The 24,868-nt window shown below is 66.6% G+C and carries 22 protein-coding genes; 14 read left to right on the forward strand and 8 right to left on the reverse strand.

Features of this window, described 5'->3' with window-relative positions; genetic code table 11:
• Positions 1 to 405: 405 nt before the first annotated feature.
• Together AC3WTC_RS15020 and AC3WTC_RS15025 are read right to left on the reverse strand one after the other, a co-directional pair.
• Positions 406 to 951 carry a WG repeat-containing protein gene (locus AC3WTC_RS15020; protein ID WP_033831688.1) on the reverse strand — a complete coding sequence of 182 codons (546 nt, stop codon included), beginning with the start codon at positions 949 to 951 and terminating at the stop codon, positions 406 to 408.
• The gene (locus AC3WTC_RS15025; protein WP_134832895.1) at positions 948 to 2,654 is read right to left on the reverse strand and encodes an alkaline phosphatase; all 1,707 of its coding nucleotides are present in this window, start codon (positions 2,652 to 2,654) and stop codon (positions 948 to 950) included. Before AC3WTC_RS15025 ends, AC3WTC_RS15020 begins: the two co-directional genes overlap by 4 nt.
• A 154-nt stretch (positions 2,655 to 2,808) precedes the next feature.
• Between AC3WTC_RS15025 and AC3WTC_RS15030 the strand changes: the two genes are divergently transcribed.
• The 7 genes from AC3WTC_RS15030 (at position 2,809) to AC3WTC_RS15060 (ending at position 9,897) form a co-directional block, all read left to right on the forward strand.
• On the forward strand, positions 2,809 to 4,143 hold the full coding sequence (locus tag AC3WTC_RS15030) for a dicarboxylate/amino acid:cation symporter (RefSeq protein WP_025876066.1): 1,335 nt from the start codon (positions 2,809 to 2,811) through the stop codon (positions 4,141 to 4,143).
• Between the two features lie 230 nt (positions 4,144 to 4,373).
• Positions 4,374 to 4,913, forward strand: a complete 540-nt coding sequence (locus tag AC3WTC_RS15035; protein WP_099843219.1) for a FapA family amyloid fibril periplasmic chaperone — start codon at positions 4,374 to 4,376, stop codon at positions 4,911 to 4,913.
• Positions 4,910 to 5,524, forward strand: coding sequence for a FapB/FapC family functional amyloid domain-containing protein (locus AC3WTC_RS15040; RefSeq protein ID WP_049466254.1), 615 nt, complete (start codon positions 4,910 to 4,912; stop codon positions 5,522 to 5,524). Before AC3WTC_RS15035 ends, AC3WTC_RS15040 begins: the two co-directional genes overlap by 4 nt.
• A 44-nt stretch (positions 5,525 to 5,568) precedes the next feature.
• A complete protein-coding gene (locus AC3WTC_RS15045; RefSeq protein ID WP_025876071.1) occupies positions 5,569 to 6,951 on the forward strand; it encodes a FapB/FapC family functional amyloid domain-containing protein in 1,383 nt (460 codons plus the stop codon).
• Positions 6,952 to 7,091: 140 nt separating this feature from the next.
• Positions 7,092 to 7,796, forward strand: coding sequence for a C39 family peptidase (locus AC3WTC_RS15050; RefSeq protein ID WP_025876073.1), 705 nt, complete (start codon positions 7,092 to 7,094; stop codon positions 7,794 to 7,796).
• A gap of 13 nt (positions 7,797 to 7,809) precedes the next feature.
• Complete coding sequence (locus tag AC3WTC_RS15055) at positions 7,810 to 8,562, forward strand: hypothetical protein (protein WP_032975046.1); 753 nt, start codon at positions 7,810 to 7,812, stop codon at positions 8,560 to 8,562.
• 45 nt (positions 8,563 to 8,607) lie between these two features.
• Positions 8,608 to 9,897, forward strand: coding sequence for a transporter (locus AC3WTC_RS15060; RefSeq protein ID WP_492711794.1), 1,290 nt, complete (start codon positions 8,608 to 8,610; stop codon positions 9,895 to 9,897).
• Between the two features lie 85 nt (positions 9,898 to 9,982).
• Here AC3WTC_RS15060 and AC3WTC_RS15065 read toward each other — a convergent pair whose 3' ends face one another.
• The 3 genes from AC3WTC_RS15065 to AC3WTC_RS15075 form a co-directional block, all read right to left on the reverse strand.
• Complete coding sequence (locus tag AC3WTC_RS15065) at positions 9,983 to 11,335, reverse strand: sigma-54 interaction domain-containing protein (protein WP_059064753.1); 1,353 nt, start codon at positions 11,333 to 11,335, stop codon at positions 9,983 to 9,985.
• Between the two features lie 231 nt (positions 11,336 to 11,566).
• Positions 11,567 to 12,343 carry a C40 family peptidase gene (locus tag AC3WTC_RS15070; protein ID WP_025876080.1) on the reverse strand — a complete coding sequence of 259 codons (777 nt, stop codon included), beginning with the start codon at positions 12,341 to 12,343 and terminating at the stop codon, positions 11,567 to 11,569.
• Between the two features lie 132 nt (positions 12,344 to 12,475).
• A complete protein-coding gene (locus AC3WTC_RS15075) occupies positions 12,476 to 13,015 on the reverse strand; it encodes a C40 family peptidase (RefSeq protein WP_492711811.1) in 540 nt (179 codons plus the stop codon).
• Between the two features lie 111 nt (positions 13,016 to 13,126).
• Here AC3WTC_RS15075 and AC3WTC_RS15080 point away from each other — a divergent pair, with 111 nt between their 5' ends.
• The 6 genes from AC3WTC_RS15080 (at position 13,127) to AC3WTC_RS15105 (ending at position 18,821) form a co-directional block, all read left to right on the forward strand.
• Positions 13,127 to 13,609: an FKBP-type peptidyl-prolyl cis-trans isomerase gene (locus AC3WTC_RS15080; protein WP_025876084.1), complete on the forward strand. Its 483-nt coding sequence runs from the start codon at positions 13,127 to 13,129 to the stop codon at positions 13,607 to 13,609.
• Between the two features lie 99 nt (positions 13,610 to 13,708).
• Positions 13,709 to 14,953, forward strand: a complete 1,245-nt coding sequence (locus AC3WTC_RS15085) for a DUF418 domain-containing protein (RefSeq protein WP_492711795.1) — start codon at positions 13,709 to 13,711, stop codon at positions 14,951 to 14,953.
• Between the two features lie 171 nt (positions 14,954 to 15,124).
• Positions 15,125 to 16,483 carry a glutathione-disulfide reductase gene (gene gorA, locus AC3WTC_RS15090; RefSeq protein WP_032975041.1) on the forward strand — a complete coding sequence of 453 codons (1,359 nt, stop codon included), beginning with the start codon at positions 15,125 to 15,127 and terminating at the stop codon, positions 16,481 to 16,483.
• 314 nt (positions 16,484 to 16,797) lie between these two features.
• Entirely contained in the window at positions 16,798 to 17,718 is a 921-nt protein-coding gene (locus AC3WTC_RS15095) for a DMT family transporter (protein WP_263929172.1), read from the forward strand.
• Positions 17,625 to 18,053 carry an MGMT family protein gene (locus AC3WTC_RS15100; RefSeq protein WP_394122484.1) on the forward strand — a complete coding sequence of 143 codons (429 nt, stop codon included), beginning with the start codon at positions 17,625 to 17,627 and terminating at the stop codon, positions 18,051 to 18,053. Before AC3WTC_RS15095 ends, AC3WTC_RS15100 begins: the two co-directional genes overlap by 94 nt.
• A gap of 93 nt (positions 18,054 to 18,146) precedes the next feature.
• Positions 18,147 to 18,821 carry a rhomboid family intramembrane serine protease gene (locus AC3WTC_RS15105; protein WP_025876091.1) on the forward strand — a complete coding sequence of 225 codons (675 nt, stop codon included), beginning with the start codon at positions 18,147 to 18,149 and terminating at the stop codon, positions 18,819 to 18,821.
• A gap of 113 nt (positions 18,822 to 18,934) precedes the next feature.
• On the opposite strand, the gene AC3WTC_RS15110 is transcribed toward AC3WTC_RS15105, so the two are convergent.
• Together AC3WTC_RS15110 and AC3WTC_RS15115 are read right to left on the reverse strand one after the other, a co-directional pair.
• On the reverse strand, positions 18,935 to 20,521 hold the full coding sequence (locus tag AC3WTC_RS15110; protein ID WP_492711796.1) for a phytoene desaturase family protein: 1,587 nt from the start codon (positions 20,519 to 20,521) through the stop codon (positions 18,935 to 18,937).
• Entirely contained in the window at positions 20,518 to 21,000 is a 483-nt protein-coding gene (locus tag AC3WTC_RS15115) for a VOC family protein (RefSeq protein ID WP_025876095.1), read from the reverse strand. Before AC3WTC_RS15115 ends, AC3WTC_RS15110 begins: the two co-directional genes overlap by 4 nt.
• A 125-nt stretch (positions 21,001 to 21,125) precedes the next feature.
• Between AC3WTC_RS15115 and AC3WTC_RS15120 the strand changes: the two genes are divergently transcribed.
• Positions 21,126 to 22,781: a saccharopine dehydrogenase family protein gene (locus AC3WTC_RS15120; RefSeq protein ID WP_492711797.1), complete on the forward strand. Its 1,656-nt coding sequence runs from the start codon at positions 21,126 to 21,128 to the stop codon at positions 22,779 to 22,781.
• A gap of 62 nt (positions 22,782 to 22,843) precedes the next feature.
• Here the strand turns inward: AC3WTC_RS15120 and AC3WTC_RS15125 are convergent, their stop codons facing one another.
• Complete coding sequence (locus AC3WTC_RS15125; protein ID WP_025876099.1) at positions 22,844 to 24,850, reverse strand: M13 family metallopeptidase; 2,007 nt, start codon at positions 24,848 to 24,850, stop codon at positions 22,844 to 22,846.
• Positions 24,851 to 24,868: the final 18 nt, after the last annotated feature.

Here is a 24,868-nt window from a genome sequence, read left to right on the forward strand (position 1 = left end):
GTCCATGTAAGCTCGGTCGCCGCATCCATGCGGCTCACGCCCCCGCAACCGGACCCACCCCGCCTTCGACAGTTTTCTGAGATCTGTCGGAACGGCAAGGCCTGCCCTTGGTGGGTGTCGACCTTGGTCGACACGGATCTGACTCCAGAATTTCATTCGATATCTGACAGATTTCATCCACGCATGGCGTGGATCTACTGGCCACCGGCCAACTGTCAGAGGTGGGGCGGTGTCGGATTGCGGGGTGTCAGCCGCATTGATGCGGCTGCCAAGCCCCCATGGATGGGTTCACGGCGTCCCCGCAATCCGACACCGCCCCGCCATCCCACGGAATGCCGCTGTTGCTGTTGCTTCGGCCGTTGCCGTTGTTCGGCAGGTGCAGGGCGCAGCCCTGCCGAAAAACCCTTACTTCACTCGACGACCGGAACGATCGATGCGGAACCACTCGCCGCCTTCCATCGGCGTATGCCCGTCGCCATCGGGCGTGCCGCGGCGGCAGCCGTTGCAGACCTCGGCCACGCCATCCTGGAACGGCCAGGCAAAATCGAACGTGGCCGCAATCACCTGCTCGAAGGCAGCGTTGAAATAACCCACGCGATCGCCGATGCGGCCGCGGAACAGGCCTTCCTGCAGGGGGTCTGCGCCGTTGTCCCAGGCGATCACCGCCTGGCTGCGGCCGCGACGGTCGACGTAGTGGAAGCCATCGGCGGTCTGTACCAGCGCCAGGCCATCGCCGTCGTAGGGGAGATCCTGCAGGGTCTCCGCGCTGATCTGCGGCTTGTCATCGACGACCTCGCAGCCGGGCAGCATCCACAACCCGTGCTCTTCGGTCATGACCTTGCAGGCCGGGCCCTGCGCCGACGCCCAGGGGCTGGCCAGCACGCCCAGCAGGGCCAGCCAGCGCGCACGGCGGAGGCTGCCCAGCGCAGAGCGTGCCGGCCGCGCCATCACTTGGCCTCGGCCTTGCGTTCGAAGGTGGCCGGTGCCGGCAGTTCCACCGGTACGCCCTTGTCGTCGCAGGTGCCGGCCTGGCACAGGCGATCGCGCAGGGCCGGGGTGGCCTGCACGATCATGTGGTAGATCGCGTTCTGCTCCAGGGTGCCGCGGATCGCCTTGCTGCCCGGGCCGCGTGCCCAGATGCCGACGTCCTCGCCACCATGCGATTCGGACTTCATCGGTACCAGCGCTTCCTGCATGTAGTCGGGATGCTCGGTATCGACGTCGTGCAGGTTCGGGCGGCCGTTGGCCGGCTCGAAGCTGCTGGGGTTGTGCGGGTAACGCTTCGGACCGGCCGGTTGCTGGTTGCTGGTGCCGGTATGGCCGGGGCCGTTGGCGTAGCTCAGGGTGGTGTACGGCTGGCCGTTGCCATCCAGCGCGTAGTCGAGCTTGCCGGCACCATCTTCGCCACCCTTGTCCTTCACCTTGCCCAGGATCGGATTGCCGCGGGCCGGGTAGCCGACGAAATTCAGGGTGTGCGAATGATCGGCAGTGACGATGATCAGGGTGTCATCGGCCGAGGTCAGCTCGTTGGCCACGCGCACGGCATCGGACAGGGCCACGGTTTCGGTCAGCGCACGGTAGGCGTTGCCGCTGTGGTTGGCGTGGTCGATGCGCGCGCCTTCGATCATCAGCACGTAGCCTTCCTGATGGCGCGACAGGTTCTTGATCGCCGCAGCGGTCAGCTCGGCCAGGCTCGGCTCACCGGCCGGGTCCTGCGGACGTTCGTACTCGTAGCGCATGTGGTCAGGCTCGAACAGGCCGAGGATCGCCGGAGCGTTGGCGGCGGCCTGCAGCTGCTTGCTGTTCCAGACGTAGGCGCCCTGCGGGTGCGCCTGCTGCCATTCCTGCACCAGGCTGCGGCCGTCCAGGCGCTGGCCGACCTTGTCGTCGTACTCGGGGTCGCGCTCTTCCACGGTGGTGAACTCACCGCGACCACCGCCCAGGGCGACCAGCGGGCCGCGGCCGTAACGCGAGGTCGACAGCAGCTGCTGGGCGATGTCCTTGCAGCCGGCGGCCTTGGCCGCCTCGGTCAGGTCGGTGTCGTTTTCCCAGTTGCGCTCAGGCGAGTGCGCATAGGTCGCGGCCGGCGTGGCGTGGGTCAGGCGCGCAGTGGAGACCACGCCAGTGGCCAGGCCGGCGCTGTCGGCCAGCTGCAGCCAGGTCAGCAGGCCCTTGGACAGGCTGTCGGCGCAGTCGGTGCGGCTGCCGGCACTGACGCCGATCGCACCCATGTGGGTCTTCACGCCGGTGGTGATGGCGGTCATGGTGCCGGCCGAATCCGGGGTCTGCGAATCGGTGTTGTAGGTCTTGCTGAACGCGGTGGCGGGGAAGCGTTCCCACGACAGCAGGTTCTCTTCGCCCGAGCCGCCCTTCTGCTGGCCTTCGTAGATGCGCGAGGCGGCGACGGTGGTCAGGCTCATGCCGTCACCGAGGAACAGGATGACGTTTCTGGCCTTGCCAGCCATCGCGCCGTTCGCCGCTGCCTGCGCAGCGCCGCTGCGGTACCACCACTGCGGGGTTTCACCGGCCGGGTGGGCGACGGGGGCAACGGTGACCTTCAGGCCGGCCGGGGCGGACGCGGGAGCGGTGCTGGCGCAGGCGCCGAGCAGCAGGGTCGTGGCGCAGGCGGCCAACAGGGAGACGGAACGGCGCATGGACGCTGGGATCTCACAAAGTGTAACGGGACGTTCATTATGCCCGGCCTCGCAAGGCACGCCGATGACACACTGATTTGCCACGCGGGCGGTCGTTCTGCGGGCCGCCTTGGGCTATCGTGCCAGCATCCCTTCCTACCCCCTTGGATTGCCTATGAAGCTGGTCTCTGCCTGGCTGCGGATTCCATTCTGGCAGCGCGTGGTCGGTGGCTTCGTGCTCGGTGCGCTGGCCGGCTGGGCGCTTGGCCCGGCTGCTGAAACCTGGTTCGGCCCGCTCGGCGAGCTGTACGTCACGCTGATCAAGATGATCGCGGTGCCGCTGGTGTTCTTCGCGGTCATCAACGCGATCTCTTCGCTGCACGGCCAGAAATCGGTCGCCGCGCTCAGCGGGCGCACGTTCCTGTGGTTCGTGATCACTGCCGCGCTGGCGGTATGCGTGGGTCTGGGCGTGGGTACGGTGCTGCAGCCCGGCGCCGGTGGCCTGCAGCTGTCGATGGCCAGCAACTATGTGCCGCGCGAAGTGCCCAGCGTGGTGCAGGTGCTGCTGGATGTGGTGCCGTCCAACGTGTTCTACGCGCTGTCGGGTATCGGCACCAAGGTCAACGCCGCCGGCGAGACCGTGCTGGCGGCGGGCCGTGGTTCGATCCTGCCGGTGATCTTCTTCGCTGGCCTGGTCGGCTTTGCCATCGTCAAGCTTGGCGAGAAGGTGACCGAGGCGCGCAAGCTGGTCGGGCAGATGAGCGACATCATGATCCAGGTGACCCGCTTCGTGCTGGAAGTCACCCCGATCGGCACCTTCGGCCTGATTGCCGGCCTGGTCGGCAGCTACGGCTTCGAGAAGCTGCTGCCGCTGGGCCACTTCGTGCTGGCGCTGTACGTGGCCTGCGCGCTGCACATCGTGGTGGTGTACAGCGCGCTGCTGCTGGCGCATGGCCTGAACCCGCTGAAGTTCTTCCGTGGCGCGGCGCCGGGCATGCAGGTGGCCTTCGTCAGTTCCTCCAGCTTCGCGGCGATGCCGGTCGCGCTGCGCTCGATCACCCACAACCTGGGCGTGAACAAGGACTACGGTTCGTTCGCGGTGCCGCTGGGCGCGAGCATCAAGATGGACGGCTGCGGTGCGATCTATCCGGCGCTGTGCGCGGTGTTCATCGCCCAGTACAGCGGTGTGCCGCTGACGCCGGAGCAGTACGTGGTGGTGCTGATCGCTTCGGTGCTGGGCAGCTTCGGCACCGCCGGCGTGCCGGGTACGGCGGTGATCATGGCAACGGTGGTGCTGAGCGCGGCCAACCTGCCGCTGGAAACCATCGGTTACCTGTATGCGATCGACCGCATCCTGGACATGATGCGCACGATGACCAACGTGACCGGACAGATGCTGGTGCCGGTGCTGGTGGCCAAGGAAACCGGCCTGCTCGACCAGACGGTGTACGACAACCCGTCCACCAACGTCGGCATCGATGATCCCGACCCGAGTCCGCCGCGCGCCTGAAGCGGCACTGCAACGGGCTGTATCAGTACCTGTAACACTACTGATACAGCCCCGATGGCGCCTTGCGCAGTGGTGTTTCCTGCGCGTTAAGGCGAACGGAATCCGAACGAAGTTGTAACACTGTGGCGTCATGCCGCCGCGGTGTTACCCGTCAAACCCCCGCTGCGACGGACTTCCGGTGTTGGCACGAAAGCTGCTCTCTCCCTGCGCATATGCAACGGGAGAGCGGCATGGACGGCAGCACCACCCTTTTCACTGTTTCTGGCCGGCGGCTTGCGCTGCTGCTGGTGCTGGCCGTTCCGCTGGCGGCTGCGGCTTCGGGTGCCCGTCAAGGGGTGAAGGCGCAGCCGGGTGAGATCGTCCTGCTGCGCGACGTGTCTACGCGCCCGGCCTACCGCATGGCGCCGCCCGGCGTGGCGTTGATCGCCGATCCGAAACCGCAGCATGAGATCGCCGCCGCACTCGGCAGCAGCGGCGCTGCCAGCGGCATGGATGAACTCAGCGATGACGACTACGCCGGCCTCGGCGCTGGCCAGACCGGCAGCGTGCGCGCGCACGGCGTCACCACTGTCGAGCGGGTGACGCAGCAGGCCCTGGGCGGAACCCTTGGACGCTCGGGCGAGGGGATGATGAGCGGCAGCAGCCTCAGCGGTGCGATGAGCGGCCCGCTGGGGGCGGTCGGCAATACCACGCGCGGCATCGGCGATACCGTGCGTGGCGCACTGTCGCAGTTCCCGCTGGGCGCTCCGGCGCAGGCGGGTGGCAAGTGAAGCGCGCAGTGCTGCTGGCGGCCTGGCTGGCATTGCCCGCCACAGCGCTGGCCGACGACTACAGCGGGATGCTGGCCTACCTCGACGTAACCCGCATCGACGGTCGCGCGCTGGCCGGTGCCAGTGGTGCCATCGCCATCAACCAGGCGGCGGGCGATCTCAACATCCAGGCCAATCTGCATGGCATGGCCAGCGGCGACCGCGCCGACGTGGCCATCGCTGCGCGCCAGCAGCACAGCAACGACGTCGTGCTTTCGGCACCACTGGAAGCCAGCGCGCACATCGCCGGACAGGCATTGGCAGGCGCCAGCGGCATTGCATCGATCAACCAGGCCAGCGGCATCGCCAACACGACGCTCAACGTCGTCAGCGCGACGCTGGCCCGGCAAGGAATACGCGAGTCCGATGACACGGCGTTGGCCGCCTCGGACATCGCGTCAGCAGGGGGGCAGGGCGATACCGGTGACGGTGTTGCGGCGGGTATCCGCAGTGTCGGCGTTTCGTCGACGGCACTGCGGGGCTTCGACGGTGTCCTGCAACTCAATCAGATCGCGGGAGCGCGAAACGATACGGCCAATGTTCTGGGCCTGGTCGTGCAGGGCAACCCGTGAGTACCACCCACCCGAACCAATCACCTGATGAGAGAGAGGGCACCATGAAAGCGACTGTCAAAAAGACCGTACTCGCCATGGCAATTGCCACTGCCTCGACCGCTGCTGCGGCCAATGGCTGGGACAACCAGAATGCCAATGCGAACATCAACCACAACCATGTCGTGACCGAAACCCGCAACGACACGCACAACCATACCGACAACGAAGTCCGCAACTGGACCCGCACCAACACCACGGTACGCAACAACACCGACACCTCGAACGTGAGCCGTACCCGTACGGTGAACGTCAACGAGCAGGTGCAGAAGAACAGCAACATCCAGGCCGACGAGCGCAAGGAAAAGAACAACCACGGCGTCGACGTGAACCTGGAGAAGGATCTGCGGCTGAGCTCGGACATCAACTTCTCCGGCGATCCGACCATCACCGGTGACATCGACCTGGATTCGGCAGCCATCGCCGTGATCGACAACCGCCAGTCGATCAGCAACAACCTCACCGGCAACAGCCTGGTCACCAACAGTGCATCGATCGCCGATGATGTCGGTGCGGGTGCCTCCGGCAACCTCGGCTTCAACGTGGTGGCCGGCGACAACAACGCGCAGGACAATGCTGCGTCGCTGTCCGCTGCGGATGCTTCCTTCAGCTTCGGCATGGCCGACGCCGAGGTGTTCGTCAACCAGGCCGGCTTCGGCAACACCACCATGAACTCCGGCGTCACCAACGCCGCCGGCCTCGGTGGCAATGCCTTCGGCGGTGCCTCGGGCAACATCGGCGTGAACATCGCCTCGGGCAACAACAACGAGCAGAAGAACGCGCTCGCAGCCTCGGTGGCAACCAGTGCGATGGCACAGTCGAGCATCAGCTCCAACCAGGTGTCCACCGGCAACACCGTGTCCAACGCCGGCTTCGTGCAGTCCTACACCGATACGGTGCAGGTCGGCCTGAGCGGTCGCGTGGCAGGCGGTACCCTGGCCGTGGGTGCCGGTACCTATCGCGGCACCGGCAATGCCTACCAGATGGCCAACTACTACCTCGATTCGTGGAGTGGCGATCTGCCGCATCCGGGTGGCAATGCGACCGGGCACATCGATCTGGACAACGAGATCCAGAATGCAACGATGAACCCGAACCGGCCGGGAGTGGGTGGCCTGGGCTTCGATACGCGTGAAAGCGGCACCAGCCAGTTCGTCGAGCTGGGCGTGGCCGACCTGTATGCCAGCCTCAGCGGCACGGTCAGCACCACCCGCTGGGTGAACGTCAATGCGACCAACACCTCGGCACTGTCCGGCAGCGCGTTCTCCGGCGCGTCCGGCAACATCGGCGTGAACGTGGCATCGGGTACCGGCAACCTGCAGGCCAACAGCCTGGCATTGGCCGTGGCGCAGCCGAGCACCGGCGGTGGGACCGGCGGCGGCGAGTGATCCACGGTGTGACCGCTTTCGCAGCGAACCTGCGTTGAGCGCAACAAGCCCGGCCATCCGCCAATGGCCGGGTTCCCCCGGGGGCCCCTGTCCCTCCTCCCCCTTGGGGCAGGGGCTCCTTCCTTCTCGTGGAGAACGGCATGGCCGGTCATCGCTGGTGGTTGCGTCTGCTGCCCTGCCTGCTGCTGCTGACCAGCGCATGTGGCTGGGCAGGCGAGGTGGTGTTCAGCGGGGTGCTGCCCAATGGCGCGCTGCTGCAGCAGAAGGTGGAAAGCATGCAGGAGCGCCGTTATCGCAACCTGGTGCGGCAGCACACCGACTACAGCTGCGGGGCGGCCGCTCTGGCCACCATCCTGCGTTATGCCTACCACCTGGACACCACCGAGGCGACGGTGATCGAGGGAATGATGGGGGTATCGGATCCACAGCTGGTCAAGGAACGCGGTTTTTCACTGCTGGACATCAAACGCTATGTCGAATCGCTGGGCATGCGTGGACGTGGTTATCGCATCGATGAATCGCGCCTGCGCACGTTGCGGGTTCCTGGACTGGTGCTGATGGATGTACGCGGCTTCCGGCATTTCGTCGTGCTCAAGCAGGTGCGCGACGGGGTGGTGGAAGTGGCCGATCCGATCCTGGGCAACCGCAGCCTGTCACTGGCCGAGTTCAGTGCCGCCTGGCCGTCACGCGCCGTTTTCGTCGTGATCGGCAGCGACTTCGATCGCAATACGGTGCTGCTGCAACCCAGCGAACGGCCCAGTGCCCGCGCGTTGTATGCGCGGCAGGGACCGATCACCGATGCCGAACTGGTCGACTTCGGCTTCAGCCACGCCGACCTGTTCTGAAGGAGGCACGATCATGCAATGCCAACGTGTAGTACTCGCTCTGCTGCTGATGTTGCCGGTGTCGCCGTTGATGGCGGCAGACGGTGCACCGGGGCGAGGCCTGAAGGAAATACCCGATCCCGAACTGAACCTGATGCGCGGCCGCTACACCGTTGGCGGCAACAACGTGGCCTGGTTCGGGGTGACGATGATTTCGCAGTGGCAGGGACCCAACGGTGCAGTGGTGCAGGGCGCGCTGACCCTGGGCATGGATTTCCGCAATGGCGGCACCCCCAAGCTGAGCTTCCAGCCGAGCGTGCAGGTTACCGCCGCTGACGCACCGTTGCCGGCAACGGCAGGGCGCAGCATCGACAGTACCGGCCTGGCCAATGCCAGCGGACTGGTGCAGAGCGTGCAGGTGGCCGGCGATGGCAACACCGCACGCAACGTGACCACCCTGACCGTGCGTGACGGCGCGGTGCCGACCGCACTGGGCGATGACGGCAGCCGCATGGCACAGGCACAGCAGGGCGGGGCTACTGCCACCGCCATGCTCGATGGCAACCAGGCGCGCCTGCTGCTGCAGGTTGATGGGCAGAGCCTGGTACAGCAGTGGATCCGCAATGGCAGCGTGGGGCAGGGCATTGCCCTGGCCGGCGATGGACAGACCGCCAGCAACCGGCTGCAGCTGGAGCTGGTACGCAATACCGCGGCCAACAACCTGCCCTTGAGCCAGAACGTGGCCCAGGCGATCGGGATGAACCGCGGCATGGGCCCAGGCCAGTAACACGGCCTGGTCGGGGGGAACCGACGTACAACGCAGGTCACCGACATGCACACTTTCTACCGGCTTACTCCGCTGGCGCTGGCGGCGCTGGCGGCCACTGCCTTCGCCCAGCAGCCTGCGCCCAGTGATGGCGCCGACATGCAGGCATTGATCGCGCAACTGGAACAGCTCAAGGCCAATTACGCACAGGAGGTACGACGCCTGCGCGAACTGGACATGCAGGTGCAGGCGATGCAGGCGCGGCTGAGTGGTCGCGCAGGCCCCGGTGCGACGCCCGCTGCGCCGTTGGCGCCGGCTGCGGCATCCGCGGTACCGCCCAGCAGCGAAGGCTATGCCAGCAGCGCGGCCGAGGCACAGCAGGCCAAGCAGGAGGCCCGGCGCAGCGTGGATGACGTCAAGCAGCAGCAGGCGGCATTGTTCTCGCGCCGGTTCACCATCGAGAACGGCCTGACCTATGCGCGCTACGACCGCAAGCAGCTCACGCTCAACGGGTTCCTCGCCCTGGATGCGATCTTCCTTGGCAACATCGCGATCGAGAACGTCGAATCCGATTCGTTGACCTACAACCTGGCCGCGCGCTGGGGCGTCAGCCCCAATCTCACCTTGAACATGGACGTGCCATACCTGGCACGGCGCACGGTCTACCAGAAAGGCGGTGCCGGCGGTGCCGCGGCGGCGATCGCGCAGGAAGAAACCAACGGCAGCGGCATCGGCGATGTCAGCCTGAGTGCCAACTACCGGTTGTTCGCCGAACGCGGCTGGCGCCCGGAGACGGTGCTGACCGGTGGCGTTACCGCACCAACGGGCCGCGCGCCCTATGGGCTGGACTGGAAAGTAATCGAGCGCGATGACGATGACTACATCCGCTTCGCGGTGCCGCAGGAACAGCCGACCGGCAACGGCGTGTGGCAGGCCAACCTGGGCGTATCGATGGTGAAGACCGCCGATCCGGCGATCCTGTTCGCCAACGCCGGCTACATCCATTCGTTCCCGCGCGGTTTCAGCGATATCGACAGCAACCCGGATACGGTCAATCCCGGCGATGTGAAACTGGGCGGTTCGGTGTACTTCGGTGCCGGCGTGGCCTTCGCGTTCAATGAGCGCACCAGCCTGAGCATTTCCTTCAGCGACAAGATCAGCACGCGCGCCTCGACCCGGTTCAAGGGCGGTGAATGGGTGAAGGTGATCGGCAGCGATGCCAATGCGGCCTCGCTCAATCTCGGCGTGACCTACGCGTTGAACCAGCACACCACGCTGGTGACGCTGCTGGGGATCGGCCTTACCCCGGATGCGCCGGACTTCACGCTGGCATTCAAGGTGCCGTACATGTTGTAAGCGCGGCAGCCCGGCATGGCGCGGCGCTGCATGGCCGCGCTTTGCCGGTGTCGGTGCATGCCCGGCTGCGCAGGGGCCTGCGTTGTCAGCGCTGCGCCGGCAGTTCCAGATGATGCTTGCGGCACAACCGGTATATCGTGACCCGCGAGATCTGCATGTGCCGCGCACACGCCGACACGTTGTAGCCATGCTGGCGCAGGGCCTGCAGCAGTACATCGCGCTCCACCTGGCCACGCGCATCCTGCAGCAGCGCGCGCCGCGCAGGGGCGTCCGGCTCTGCCAGGTCCAGGTCAGCGGCGTTGATCAGCTCGCCTTCGGCCACGATCGCTGCCCGCTGCACGCGGTTCAACAACTCACGTACGTTGCCGGGCCAGTCGAACCCGCGCATGGCCTGGCGTGCGCCGGGATCAAACCCGCGTGCGCGGCCGGGGTGGCGTTGGCGGAAACCACGCAGGAAGTGCTCGGCCAACAGCAGGACATCGCTGCCGCGTTCGCGTAGCGCGGGCATCGGCAAGCGCAGGACATTGAGGCGGTAGTAAAGGTCCCGGCGGAAGTGGCCCTGGGCCACCGCCTGTTCCAGTTCGACGTGGGTGGCTGCCAGTACGCGCACGTCCACACGCAGCGGCTGGTTGCTGCCGACCCGTTCCAGCGTCCCCTCCTGCAGCACCCGCAGCAGGCTGGTCTGTGCGTCGGCGGGCAGGTCGCCGACTTCATCGAGGAACACGGTGCCGCCGTGGGCACTTTCAAACAGTCCGATGCGGCGTTGGGCGGCACCGGTGAAGGCCCCACGCTCGTGGCCGAACAGTTCGGACTGCACCAGATTGGCAGGGATCGCGCCGCAGTTGATCGCCAGGAACGGTTTGCCGGCTCGGCCGGACAAGGCATGCAGCGCCTGTGCGGCCAGCTCCTTGCCGGTGCCGGTCTCGCCGGTGACCAGCACCGGCAGGTCGACCGGAGCGAATTTATGCAGGGAGGCGCGCACCGACAGCAGGGCGGTGCTGTCGCCGATCAGCGCCGGCAGGTTGCCGGACTCGCGGACCATGTGCGGCAACGCGTCGTCGCCCTCGGATTGCCGCTGCATTGCCGACAGCAGATCGTGCAGTTCCAGCGGCAGCGCGAACTGGTCGCGGCACGCGCGCAGCAGCGGTCCCCACGCGGGCGGAGCGCTGCCCAGTCCAGGGGGCAGCACGGCGAGCCAGGGCAGGTGGTGATGCCGCTCGATCCACGGCAGCAGCAGCTGCACGGCGTCGGCATCAAGGTGACGCAGATCGACGATGGCCACCAAGTGGTCGCGGCTGCGCAGGCCGATGGCCATGGCAGGGGCAGGGCTGACGCAGCGCAGTTGCCAACCGGCCGCCGCCAGCGCACCCCGCTCGGCTGCCTGCGGTTGGCCGAACCAGATTGCGCAACGTGATGGAATCTCCAGGCTTGCCGCCATTCCTTTCCCCCAGGCAACACGGGCGGCCCAGCCGGGCACCCGGCGCGCCGCCCCGCGCCGGGATGCTGTGGCCGAACACGGTCGGCCTGTCGCGGTCACTGCAACCTTGACATCAAGGACCAACGCAGCAAGCGGCGGCCAGCGGCCAGCGGCCCCGGTTACGGCCAGCCGCCCAATGAAAAAGCCGCTGCAGGGCAGCGGCTTTTCAGGCAATGCGCAGATGACCCCGGATCAGAGGTCGACCCGGCGGGCCTGCATGAACTTGTTGCCCCAGTAGCCACTGAGCAGGGTGTCGACGCGGACGTCCTTGCCGGTGCTCGGAGCGTGCAGGAAGCGGCCATCGCCCACATAGATGCCGACGTGGTCGACCCGGCCCTTGCGGCCGAAGAACACCAGATCGCCTGCAGCCAGGGCGGCGCGGTCGTTGATCAGTTCGGCATTGGCGTCATGCGCCATTTCGCGCGAGACGCGCGGCAGCTCGATGCCCAGGGCCGAGCGGAACACGTAACCGACCAGGCCACTGCAGTCGAAGCCGCTGTCCGGATTGCTGCCGCCCCAACGGTACGGGGTGCCGAGCAGGGTCATGGCCCGGCGCAGCAACGACTGTACCTTGCCGTTGTCGGCAGCGTTGCCGACCACGACGCTGCCATTGGCGGCGCTGCTGGTGTCGTAATTGGCGAGGAGGCGGCTGAGGTCACCGGCCACCATGGCCGAGCGGTCCATCAGGGGAATGGTGTCATTGGCGGCCAGGTGCGGCAGCAGGGCGGCCAGGGTGGCGCTGGCGGCGGCATCGGCGCGGCTGCGCTGCGGAGCGGTGGCGTCGGCCTTGGCGGCTGCGCGGGGGGCGGTCTCGGCGGTGGCAGCCGGGGTCGCATCGGTACGGGTGGGAGCGGACTGCGACCAGGCGGGAAGGCTGGTCAGACACAATGCCAGGCCCAGCAGAAGCGGGCGGACACTACGCGAAGAAGCGGCGGTCTGGCCTTGGCACGTCGGGTCGTTTGTCGTCACGCGTCGGTCACAAGGAAAAAAACGATGGGGCATCATGCCCTGTAAAAGCAGTAATAAGTTAAAAATTCCGTTAATAAATCGTTAGTTCCGCCGTGATGATTGTCACAGTTTTAAACATATCGCCTGTTCATTTTAGCGAAGGACGCGTTTCGCCCCTGTGTAGTGGTCCTTCCAATAGGGGCCACTGAGGGAATCCAGGCGGACCGTTCCGCCGGTGCTCGGGGCGTGCACGAATCGACCTTCGCCCACGTAGATACCGACGTGGCTGACACTGCCGCGACTGCCAAAAAAGACCAGATCGCCGGTTGCCAGGCGCTTCGGGTCGATCTTCGGCCCCTGTACCGTCGCCAGGTCGCGTGAGGTCCGCGGCAGCTTCAGGTCCAGCATTTCACGGTAGACGTAAGCGACCAGGCCGCTGCAGTCGAAGCCGGATTCGGGCGTGTTGCCGCCGTAGCGATAGGGCGTGCCGACCAGGCTGATGGCGCGCATCAGCACTGAATTGGCGGCCTCCGGGTTGTCCGGCGTGGTGCTGGGCCAGCTTGCCGCAGGCGGCGGCGGTGCGGAACGGACGGCCTTGCCGCCGCCGCAGGCGGTCAGCAGCAGGGGCAGGGCCAGCAGCAGGGCGGGCGCGAGGAGCCGGCGCGTGCCGGACGAAACTGGCGTGATGTGCATGTTCTCCGGATAATGCGCGACCTTGGATTGGCCGTCATGATGGCGGCGTCCCCGCCGGGCGACAACCCGCCCCAACCCGCCTGCCTCCGGCAGATCCAGACAGAGTTGCGCATGAAGATCGAAAAAGACCGCGTTGTCCGCTTCCACTACACCGTCTCCGAGGCCGGCCAGGAGCCGATCGAATCGTCCAAGGACCGCGGCGAGCCGCTGGCGATCCTGATCGGCCACGGCAACATCATTCCGGGCCTGGAAAACGCCATGATGGACAAGGAAGCCGGCGCGACCTTCGACGTCGACGTCAAGGCGGCCGATGCCTACGGCGAGCGCCGTGATGGCCTGTCCCAGCGCGTGCCGAAGAAGCACTTCGGTACCGCCAAGCTGGTCCCGGGCCAGCAGGTCGTGCTGCAGACCAACTTCGGCCCGCGTGCCGTGACCGTGCAGAAGGTCGGCATGAGCGTGGTCGACGTCGACCTGAACCATCCGATGGCCGGCAAGGACCTGCATTTCGACGTCGAGATCGTCGACGTGCGCGAAGCCGGCAAGGAAGAGCTCGAACACGGCCACGTCCACGGTGACGGTGGTCACCAGCACTGATCGCACCGCGATCGTGATGGCAGCAACGGCCCGCTTCGGCGGGCCGTTGCGTATCTGGAACAGGGCGGGGTCGTCCATGGCCCGCAGGCCGGCGGCATAATGACGGACCTGCACGCCGGATGCCCCGTGAACACCGCTTCCCCTTCCCTGCAACCGGTGGCTTCCGGCGAACGCATCGCCGTGCTGGACATACTGCGTGGCTTCGCCCTGCTGGGCATCCTGCTGATGAACATAGAGGCCCTCAGTGGGCCGCTGGACCTGGCCTTTACGGGCATCGACGCGCATTGGCAGGGCATCGACTACTGGGCCGATGCCTTCGTCTATGTGTTCGTGCAGGGAAAATTCTTCACCCTGTTCTCGCTGCTGTTCGGGGCGGGCTTTGCGGTGATGGCCCAGCGCGCCGAGGCAGCGGGCCGCCAGTTCACTCCGTTCTACCTGCGCCGCAGCGCCGGGCTGCTGCTGATCGGCCTGTGCCATGCACTGCTGGTCTGGTCGGGTGACATCCTGGTGCTGTATGCGCTGGCCTCGCTGCCATTGCTGGCCTGCCGTGAGGCACCGCGCAGCTGGCTGCCCTGGATGGGGTTGCTGGTGTATGCGCTGGGTGTTGCGCTGATGCTGCTGGTCGGCGCGATGGTGTCAATGGCCACCCCGCAGGACCTGCAGAAGATGCTGGTCGACGCGCAGCAGGGCATCGACCAGCAACGCCTTGTGTACGGCCAGGGTGACTGGATGCAGGCCAACGTGCAGCGCCTGCATGAGTTCGGCGCGTCGCTGGGTGGCATGTTCATTTCCGGGCCCGAAGTGCTGGGCATGTTCCTGCTGGGTGCCTGGTTCGCCGGCAGCGGCGCATTGACCGCGCCGGAGCGTTTCCCGCGGTTGTATGCCGGCCTGCGCTGGATCGCATTGCCGCTGGGCCTGCTGGCCACCCTGGCAGGTGTGTTGTGGAAGCCGTATCTGGCGCCGGGTGTCTATGACCTGCCGACCACCACGGCAATGGCACTGGTGGCCGTGGGCGGTGTGCCGATGTGCCTGGGCTACCTGGCCTGGATCGTGCACTGGCGCGCGCGCATGGGGTGGCTGGCGCCGGTCGGTCGGATGGCGTTGACCCACTACCTTGCCCAATCGGTAGTCTGCACGCTGCTGTTCTATCACTACGGGCTGGGATGGTTCGACGTGCTGCCGCGTGCCTGGCAGCTGCTGTTGGCACTGCTGCTGTTTGCAGCGCAGGTGATCTTCAGCCATCTGTGGCTGCGCTGTTTCCGCTTTGGTCCGATGGAATGGCTGTGGCGTGCGATGACGTACCGGCAGTGGCCAGCACTGCGCCGTGGGGCCGGGCAGGCGTGATCGATGCCGGCCGCGCGCGTTTCGACCTGCGTGGCTGCATGCCCTCACGTCTGGCCTGCAGCGGGCCGTGGCATGCTCGCAGCAGCATGGGTGACGGCGCCAACCCGCTGCCTGCCGATCTTCGTTGCGGGCGCTCGCCCGCCATCTTCCCTGTCGACTCGAGCGATTGCGATGAATACTCCCTCTTATGATTACGATCTGATCGTCCTTGGCGGCGGTTCCGCTGGCCTGGCCGGTGCCATCCGCGCTGCGCAGCATGGCAAGCGGGTTGCCCTGCTGGAGCCGGGTGAACTGGGGGGCACCTGCGTGAATGTCGGGTGCGTGCCGAAGAAGGCGATGTGGCTGGCCGCCGATCTGGCAGAGCGCATCGGCCTGGCCAGCGCGATGGGCTTCGACGTGGCGCCGCGTCCGGCGCTGTCGTGGAAGGAACTGGTGATCCATCGCCAGGCCTACATCAGCAACATCCACACCAGCTATCACAAGCGCCTGGATGAAACCGGCGTGGTGCGCATCCCGGCCCGCGGCCATCTGCTGGACGCGCACACGGTGGCGTGCAGTGATGGCGTGCGTTACAGCGCTGCGCAGATCCTCATCGCCACCGGCGCCCATCCGCAGCGGCCGGACATTCCCGGCGCCGAACTGGGCCTGGTATCCGACGATTTCTTCGACCTGCGTGCGGCACCGGCCGAGGTCGCCATCATCGGCGGCGGCTACATCGCCGTGGAACTTGCCGGGCTGTTGCAGGCGCTGGGCAGCAAGGTGAGCCTGCTGGTACGTGGCAGCCGCCTGCTGGAGCGCTTCGACTACGAGCTGACCGCGCAGCTGGCCGAGAACCTGCGCCAGCAGGGCGTGCGCATCCACTTCGATTACCGTCTGCGTGAGTTGAAGCGCGACGGCGAACGCGTGCGCGCGTTCGGCCATGACGGCCCGATCGACAGTGTGTTCGACGCGGTGTTCTTCGCTACCGGCCGGCGCGGCAACAGCAAGGATCTCGGCCTGGAAGCACTGGGCATCGGCATCGGCGAACACCAGCAGGTGGAGGTGGACGAGTGGCAGACCACGGCGGTGCCAAGCGTGCATGCGGTCGGTGACATCGCAGGCAAGGTCGGCCTGACGCCGGTCGCCGTGGCTGCAGCGCGACGCCTGATGGATCGTCTGTTTGGTGGTCGCCCGGATGCGAAGATGGATTACGACAACGTGGCCAGCGTGGTGTTCTCGCACCCGCCGCTGGGCGCGGTAGGCATGAGCGAGGAAGATGCACGTGCGCGCTTCGAGCAGGTGACCGTGTACCACAGCCGGTTCCGGCCGATGCTGCAGGCGCTGGCCAACGGCACCCAGCGCAGCCTGTTCAAGATGGTCTGCGCTGGTCCGGAGGAGCGTGTGGTGGGTGTGCATCTGCTCGGTGAAGCGGCCGACGAGATCCTGCAGGGTTTCGCGGTGGCGGTGAAGATGGGTGCGACCAAGGCCCAGTTCGACGACACGGTGGCGATTCACCCGACGTCTGCTGAAGAAGTTGTGTTGATGCGCTGAGCCGACACTCACGGTAGTGCCGGCCGCTGGCCGGCAACCTCGACAGCAACGGCAACGGCAACGGCAACAGCAACAGCAACAGCAACAGCAACAGCAACAGCAACAGCAACAGCAACGGCAACAGCAAAAAGCTGGGTTCTTGTGGGATGGCGGGGTGGGTGTCGACCTTGGTCGACACGTAGATCCACGCCATGCGTGGATCAGGAGTTGCAATGAGCATGAACGGACATCGGATCGTTCGCCCGGAAATGCCATGAGACAATTGAAAGCAATCCGGCTGCTTCCAGCCGCCCATGCGCCCCGTTTTTTTCCTGATGTCCACTTCTTCCCCCCGTATCGCCACCACGTCCCCGCGCATCGCTCTGGGCGGCATCGGCCTGGCTGCGATCGGCGCCATCGCCGCCTCTGGCAAGGCGATCATCGTCAAGCTGGGGCTGCGCCATGGCGTGGACGCGACCACGCTGCTGGCGCTGCGCATGCTGATGGCGCTGCCGCTGTTCGCGTTGATGGCGGTGTGGGCCTCGCACCGTGCCGAGCGACTGTCCTGGGCCGACCGCGCGCGCGTGCTGTGGCTTGGCTTCACCGGTTACTACCTGTCCAGCCTGCTGGATTTCCAGGGCCTGCAGTACATCAGCGTGACCCTGGAACGGTTGATCCTGTACTTGAACCCGACCCTGGTGCTGCTGATCAACGTGCTGCTGGCGCGGCAGCGGCCGGGTCGGTGGCAGGTCGGCGCGCTGGTGCTCAGCTATCTCGGCGTGCTGATCGCGTTCGGCCATGACCTGCAGCGGGAGGGTGGGCAGATCATCCTCGGCAGCCTGCTGGTGCTGGGCAGTGCGCTCAGCTATGCGCTGTATCTGTTCGGCAGCGGCCAGGTGGTCGCCCGTATCGGCGCGGTGCGTCTGACCGCCTACGCCAGCTGCGTGGCCAGCGTACTGGTGCTGCTGCATTTCACCATTACCCATCCGCTGCCGTTGCTGTGGCAGGCCCCCGCTGCCGTGCAGTGGCTGTCGCTGATCAACGCGACGGTCTGCACCGTGCTGCCGGTGCTGGCGATCATGCTGGCGGTGCAGCGCGTCGGCTCGTCGCTGGCTGCGCAGGTGGGTATGCTGGGCCCGGTTTCCACCATCGTGATGAGCCTATGGCTGCTCGACGAACCGATGGGGCCGGCGCAGATCGCCGGCACCGTGCTGGTCCTGATCGGCGTGCTGCTGGTGACGCGGCTGCGCCGCTGACGCCGGAGCAGGCGCGTGCCCGCATCCTGGCGGTGATCCATGCGATCCCGCCAGGGCAGGTGATGGGCTACGGGCAGGTCGCGATGCGCGCCGGCCTGCCCGGACGCGCCCGGCTGACCGCACGCATCCTCGGCCAGAATGACGATCCCTCGCTGCCCTGGCACCGGGTGCTGCGCTCGGATGGGCGCATCGCCATGGCTGAAGGTTCGGCCGGCTGGCGCGAACAATCGCAGCGGCTGCGCGCCGAGGGTGTCATCGTCGAAAACGGCCGGGTGCGGATGCCCGCGACCGACCCGGCGGCGGCGCTGGATGCGGCCGTATGGGGGCCGGGCTGATCGCTGCCTGCGACTGAACGGGCGACCGTCCGCTCTGGTCAAAAAGGGCCGGTGCTGCGGCTATGATGGAGGCCGTTCCATGCCGGTGTCCCCATGTTCCCGCGACTGCCAACCGTCACCAAGGCCCTGTTGATCGCCAACGCGATCCTGTTCCTGCTGCAGCAGCCGTTCCTGCTCGGCATGCAGACCTTCGAGCCGTTCATGCTGCAGCCGCTGCAGCAGGGCTTCGATGCGTTCTCGCCGGGCGGCAATTTCCAGCCCTGGCAGCTGCTGACCTACGGCTTCCTGCATGGCAGTTTCTTCCATCTGTTCTTCAACATGCTGGCCGTCTTCATGTTCGGCGCGCCGCTGGAACAGACCTGGGGTGAGAAGCGCTTCCTGACCTATTACCTGGTGTGCGTGGTCGGCGCCGGCCTGTGCCAGTTGCTGGTCGGTACGATGCTCGACAATCCGGCCACGGTGCTGGGTGCGTCCGGTGGTGTGTTCGGCCTGCTGCTGGCCTACGGCATGCTGTTCCCCAACCAGCGGGTGATGCTGCTGTTCCCGCCGATTCCGATGAAGGCGCGTACGTTCGTGATCCTGTTCGGCGTGGGCGAGCTGGTGCTGGGCATGACCGGCTGGCAGCCGGGCGTGGCCCATTTCGCGCACCTGGGCGGCATGCTGTTCGGCTGGCTGCTGATCCGTTACTGGCGTGGCCAACCGCCGTTCAACAAGCGTCGTCCCCCGGGCCCGCCGAAGCGCCCGAACCACCTGCGCAGCGTGAAGTGAGGCGCAGGTGGGTGCCGACCGTTGGTCGGCACACCTTGTCCCACGCAGGTAGATGCCAATCTTGATTGGCACGCCTTGACGCCGGTAGGTGCCAACCTTGGTTGGCACGCATTTCATGCATCGGCCAGCACCACCTGCGCCGCGTTGTGCCCGGGCGCGCCGGTGACCCCGCCGCCCGGATGCGTACCCGCACCGCACAGGTACAGGCCGGGCAGGGCGCCGCGATAGCCGGCCTGGCCGACCATCGGCCGCGCCGAGAACAGCTGGTTGGCGCTGAGCGCACCGTGGAAGATGTCGCCACCGATCAGCCCGAACGTCCGCTCCAGATCCAAGGGTGACAGTGCCTGTCGACCAAGCACGCTGTCGGCGAAGCCGGGGGCGAAGTGATCGACGGTGGCGATCATCAGGTCGGCGACGGTATCGTGGTGATCATCCCAGTGTCGGCCATCGGGCAATTCCGGCGCCACGTGCTGGCAGAACAGGCTGGCCACATGCTGCCCGGGTGGCGCCAGCGAATCATCCAGCGTGCTCGGAATCAGCATCTCCACGATCGGCTCGCGCGACCAGCCCTCGCGACGTGCATCCAGCCAGGCACGGTCCATGTAATCCAGGCTGGGCGCCATGATGATGCCGGCACTGAGGTGATCGCCGGGGCCGGGCAGGGCACGGAAATCCGGCAGCCGCGACAGCGCCACGTTCATCCGGAACGTGCCCGAGCCGCAGCGCCAGTTCGCCATGCGTTCACGGGTGGTGGCGGGAATCTGGGCGGGCTGCAGCAGTTGTTCGTACAGCAGCTTCGGGTTGACGTTGGCCACCACGGCACGTGCGCGCAGGCTCTCGCCGCCGGACAGCGCGACGCCGACCACGCGCCCGTCCTCAACCAGCAGGCGCTGCACGCCGGCATCGACGCGCAGCTCGGCGCCGGCCGCACGCGCGGAGGCGGCGATGGCCTGGCTGATCGCGCCCATGCCACCGATGGCGTGGCCCCACGCGCCCTTGACCCCGTTGCACTGGCCGAACACGTGATGCAGCAGTACGTAGGCGCTGCCTGGCGTGTACGGGCTGGCGTAGTTGCCAACAATGCCATCGAAACCAAACAGGGCCTTGATCGGCTCGCTTTCGAACCAGCGATCCAGGTACTCGGCGGCCGACAGCGTGAACAGGTCCAGCAGTTCCTGGCGCAGTGCAGGGTCGAGTGCGGCCAGCTCCCGTCCCAACCGGCCCATCTGCCACAACGCCGGCAACGCACGCCAGCCGGCCATCACCCCGAGGTCGGGCGGCGGACGCAGCGCCCAGTCGCGCAGCACATCGGCAAATACCTCCAGGCGCGCTTCATAGGCGGGCAGCGCCTGCGCATCGCGTTCGGAGAACTTCGCCACCTCGGCTTGGGTGCGGCCAGGTGCGGACAGCAGGTAGCGGCCATCAGGCAATGGCAGGAAGTTGTTGGCTGGCCGCGCGACGATGCGCAGCCCGTGCGCATGCAACTGCAGCTCCTCGATCACCTTCGGCTGCAGCAGCGACACCGTGTACGAGGCCACCGAGTTGCGGAAGCCCGGGTGGAACTCCTCGGTGACAGCCGCACCGCCAAGGATGCCGCGACGCTCCAGCACCAGCACCCGTTGCCCCGCGCGCGCCAGATACGCCGCGCACACCAGCCCGTTGTGGCCGCCGCCAACGATGATCGTGTCCAACGTCGTCATGCGTTGCGGATCGCCGCTTCGATGGTGGCGATGTCGATCTTCTTCATCGGCATCATCGCGTTGAAGGCGCGCTTGGCCAGGGCCTTGTCCTTGCTGGTCACCGCTTCGATCAGCATGCGCGGGCTGATCTGCCAGGACACGCCCCATCGGTCCTTGCACCAGCCGCATTGGCTTTCCTGGCCACCGTTGCCGACGATGGCATTCCACAGGCGATCGGTCTCGGCCTGGTCCTCGGTGGAAATCTGGAACGAGAACGCTTCGCTGTGCTTGAAGGTCGGGCCACCATTGAGACCGACGCAGGGAATGCCGCAGACCGTGAATTCGACGGTGAGCACGTCCCCCTGTTTGCCGTCGGGGAAGTCGCCGGGCGCGTGATGCACAGCGGTTACTTCGCTGTCGGGAAAGGTCTTCGCATAGAACGTGGCGGCCTCGAGCGCGCCGTTGTCATACCAGACGCAGATCGTGTTCTTGTGAGCCATGGCGGGGCTCCGCAGTGGACGAAGGCGCAGCGATAGCATGGGCGGTGTTAATGCCGGATCGTGCTGCACTGCGGGAGCTGTCGGCGCCGCGCTACCATGGCCGGACGACACGACAGGGATGAAGCGTGAAGATCCTGATTCTGGGTGGATATGGGGTGTTCGGGGGGCGTCTGGTCCGCTTGCTGGCCGACCTGCCGATGCTGGAACTGCTGATCGGTGGCCGCAACCTGGCGGCGGCACAGGCCTTCTGCGCAAGCTATGTGGGGCAATCGACGCTGCGTCCACTGCAGGTCGACCGGCAACGGCTGGCCACGGCCCTGCAGGCCGAGCGACCGGACCTGGTGGTGGATGCCTCCGGTCCTTTCCAGGACTATGGCGAACACCGCTATGGCGCGATCGAAGCCTGTATCGCCGCCGGCATTGATTATCTGGACTTCGCCGACGCGGCAGACTTCGTATTCGGCGTTTCGCAGTACGACGCGCAGGCCAGGGCGGCTGGCATCTACGCACTGTCAGGCGTCAGCAGTTTCCCGGTATTGACCGCGGCAGTGCTGCGCGAGATGGCCACGCACATGGACATCGTCAGCGTGGAAGGCGGCATCGCGCCATCGCCGTATGCCGGCATCGGCCTGAACGTGATGCGGGCGGTGGTCGGCTATGCCGGTGCGCCGGTGAAGCTGCGCCGCAACGGTCGCGATGGGCACGGCATCGGCCTGGCCGAGAGTCGCCGCTTCACCGTCGCGGTGCCGGGGCGGCTGCCGCTGCGCAACCTGCATTTCTCGCTGGTGGATGTGCCCGATCTGCAGGTGCTGCCACCCGAACATCCGACGATGACCGACATCTGGATGGGGGCTGGCCCGGTGCCGGAGATCCTGCATCGCGTGCTCAATCTGCTGGCCAAGGCGCGCCTGCACCTGAAACTGCCATCGCTGGAGCCATGCTCGCGGTTGTTCTATACCGTGTTGAACCTGATGAAGTTCGGCGAGCATCGCGGCGGCATGATCGTGCGCGCCGTGGGCACCCGCGATGGTGAGCGTATGGAACAGAGCTGGCACCTGCTGGCCGAGGCCGATGACGGCCCGTACATCCCGTCGATGGCGATCGAAGCGGTGATCCGCAAGCAGCTGGCCGGTGATCGGCCGTCACCGGGTGCACGCCCGGCCACGCATGCGCTGGAACTGTCCGACTACGACCGGCTGTTCGACGGACGCACGATCCATACCGGTTTCCGCCGCGACATGCCCGGTGCCAGCCTGTACCAGCGCCTGCTGGGCAGCGCGTACGCGCAGCTGCCGGCCAGCGTGCAGGCGTTGCATGCACCGTCCGCCGCCAAGCGCTGGAGCGGGACGGCATCGGTCGAACGCGGTGGTGGGGTGTTGTCGCGGTTGCTGGGGAACGTGTTCGGTTTTCCGGCAGCGGGCGAGGCAGTGCCGGTCAGCGTGGAGTTCACCGCAGAGGCGGGTGGTGAGCGCTGGACACGGACCTTTGCCGGCCGTCGTTTCTCTTCGTTGCAGACGCAGGGGCAGGGGCGCAACGAAGCGCTGCTGGTCGAACGGTTCGGTGCGGTATCGGTAGCGTTGGCACTTCTGGTCAACAACGGGCGGCTGCAACTGGTGCCGCGACGCTGGTCGATCCTGGGCCTGCCGTTGCCGCAGTGGCTGTTGCCCGGGGAGAACAGTTTCGAGGGTGATGAGGATGGGCGCTTCGTCTTCGACGTGGAGATCGGCGCGCCGGTGGTGGGGCGGATCGTGCATTACCGGGGAACGTTGAAGCCCGCGTGATGTCCACCGACGAAAAAGGGCGCCACGAAGGCGCCCTTTCCGTTACCGCTGTTGCATGAACCTCAGCGCCAGACCTTGATCTGCTCGCCGTCGGTGCGCTGCATCGGCTGGCCCGGCTTGCAGCTGAAGCTGGCGCCGAACGCCGGCAGGTTCGACAGCGGGCCGTTGGTGCGCCAGCGGCCCGGTGCACGGATGTCGGCGGTCAGGCGGCGTGCGGCCTCGTTCGGCGACAGCTGCTGCGGCCACAGCGCAGCCCAGGCGCGGAAGAAGCCCTGCTGCTGTGCCGGCTTGGCCTTCGGCTCCTGCGCGGTGTACGCGGCCCAGGCCAGCTCCAGACCGGCGATGTCGGCCAGGTTCTCTTCCTGGGTCAGCGTGCCGTTGACCTTGGCCCCCTTCACGCCAGGGAACTCGTAGGCGCCGTACTGGCTGGCGACACGGGTGCCGAGCAGGGTCCAGGCGGTCTTGTCGGCCGGGGTCCACCAGCTGCGCAGTTCGCCCTTGGCATCGACCAGCGCACCCTTGGCATCGATCGCACGGGTCAGCTCGTGGCCGACCAGGCCGCCGAAGCTGCCGAACTTGTCGGCGGCATCGGCCTTGGCGTTGAACACCGGACCCTGCAGGATCGCCGCAGTGACGATCAGCCGGTTCTGCGCAAGGTCATAGGCCAGCGACGGCTGCTGCGGCAGCACGTCCCAGCGGCGGTCGGCGTTGCCCTTGCCGATGCGCTTCATTTCCTCGCGGTGGCGCCAGGTGGACGCGATCAGCATGTTGCCGCCGAACGAACCACGGCCCATCGGCTGCACGCTGTAGTCCAGGTCACGCAGCGGGGTGCCGATCTCGATCTTCAGCGCGGCCAGCTTGGCCTGCGCTTCGGTCTTGGCCTCGGCGCTCATCCAGCTGTTGTTCTTGACCGCTTCGATCTGCACTTCACGCACCTTGTCGACGATCCACGCCGCCTGGCGGCGGTCTTCGGCGGACAGGTAACGGGCTGCGTATTCGCGGCCGACCATCGGGCCAGCGGCCACGTTGATCGCGTCCAGCACGCTTTCCCAGCGCTGCGGCGGCAGGGTTTCACCACGCAGCACGCGGCCACGGAATTCGAACTCCGCATCGCGGTACGCCTTGGACAGGTACGGCGCCATCGAGTCGCCCACGCGCCAGCGCAGGTAGGCCTTCCACTGGTCCGGCTTGAGCTTGGTGACCATGCCGTCGAGCTGCTTGAACAGCGCCGGATCGGCCAGCGACACCAGGTCATCGTTGACGCCCTGCGCCTTCAGGAACGCATCCAGCTGCAGGTTGCGGTAGCGGCTGTTGAGGTCCTTGGTGGAGATCGGCGCGTAGTTGTTGAACGGGTTGTTGATGCCCGCCAGCGACTGCGCATTGCGGGCCAGTTCGGTTTCCAGCGCGATCACCGCCTGCGACTCGGCGTCCAGCTTGGCCGCCGGGGTGCCGGTCAGTGCGAGGATCTGCTTGACGTAGTTGCGGTAGCGGCCCATCAACGCGACGGTGTCGGCGTCGGTGCGGGTATAGAAGGCCGGATCAGGCAGGCCCATGCCGCCCTGCATGAAGTAACCGATGTGGCGGTCCAGCGCCTTCAGGTCCACGTCCGGACCGAAGTTGAAGGCCACCGGGATGCCGACCTGGTGCAGCGCGGCGATCGAGGCCGGGACATCCTTGGCCTTCTTGATCGCGTTGATGCGGGTCAGCAGCGGTGCGATCGGGTTGGAGCCGTCGGCTTCCACGGCCGCTTCGTCCAGGCCGCTGGCCCAGAAGTCGCCCAGCAGCTTCTGCACGTTGCCCTGCGGCGCCTTCATCGAGGCGTCCAGCAGTTCACGCTGTTGCTGCCGGCTGCGGTCGACCAGCTGGCCCAGTGCGGTGGCGGCGCCGGTCTGCGGCACCGGGTTGGCCTTCAGCCAGCCTGCGTTGGTGGCGTCGTAGAAATCGCTGCACTGCGCACTGACGGCCGGGGCGCGTGCGGCCTTCTTCTTGGCGGCGAACGCATCGTGGGTCGGAACCAGGGTCGCCAGGCTGATGCCCAGGGCGATGGCAAGCGGACGGAAGTTGGGCATGTAGAACGAATCCGTGAT

Source organism: Stenotrophomonas sp. FW305-C-20-S1, from assembly GCF_058783335.1.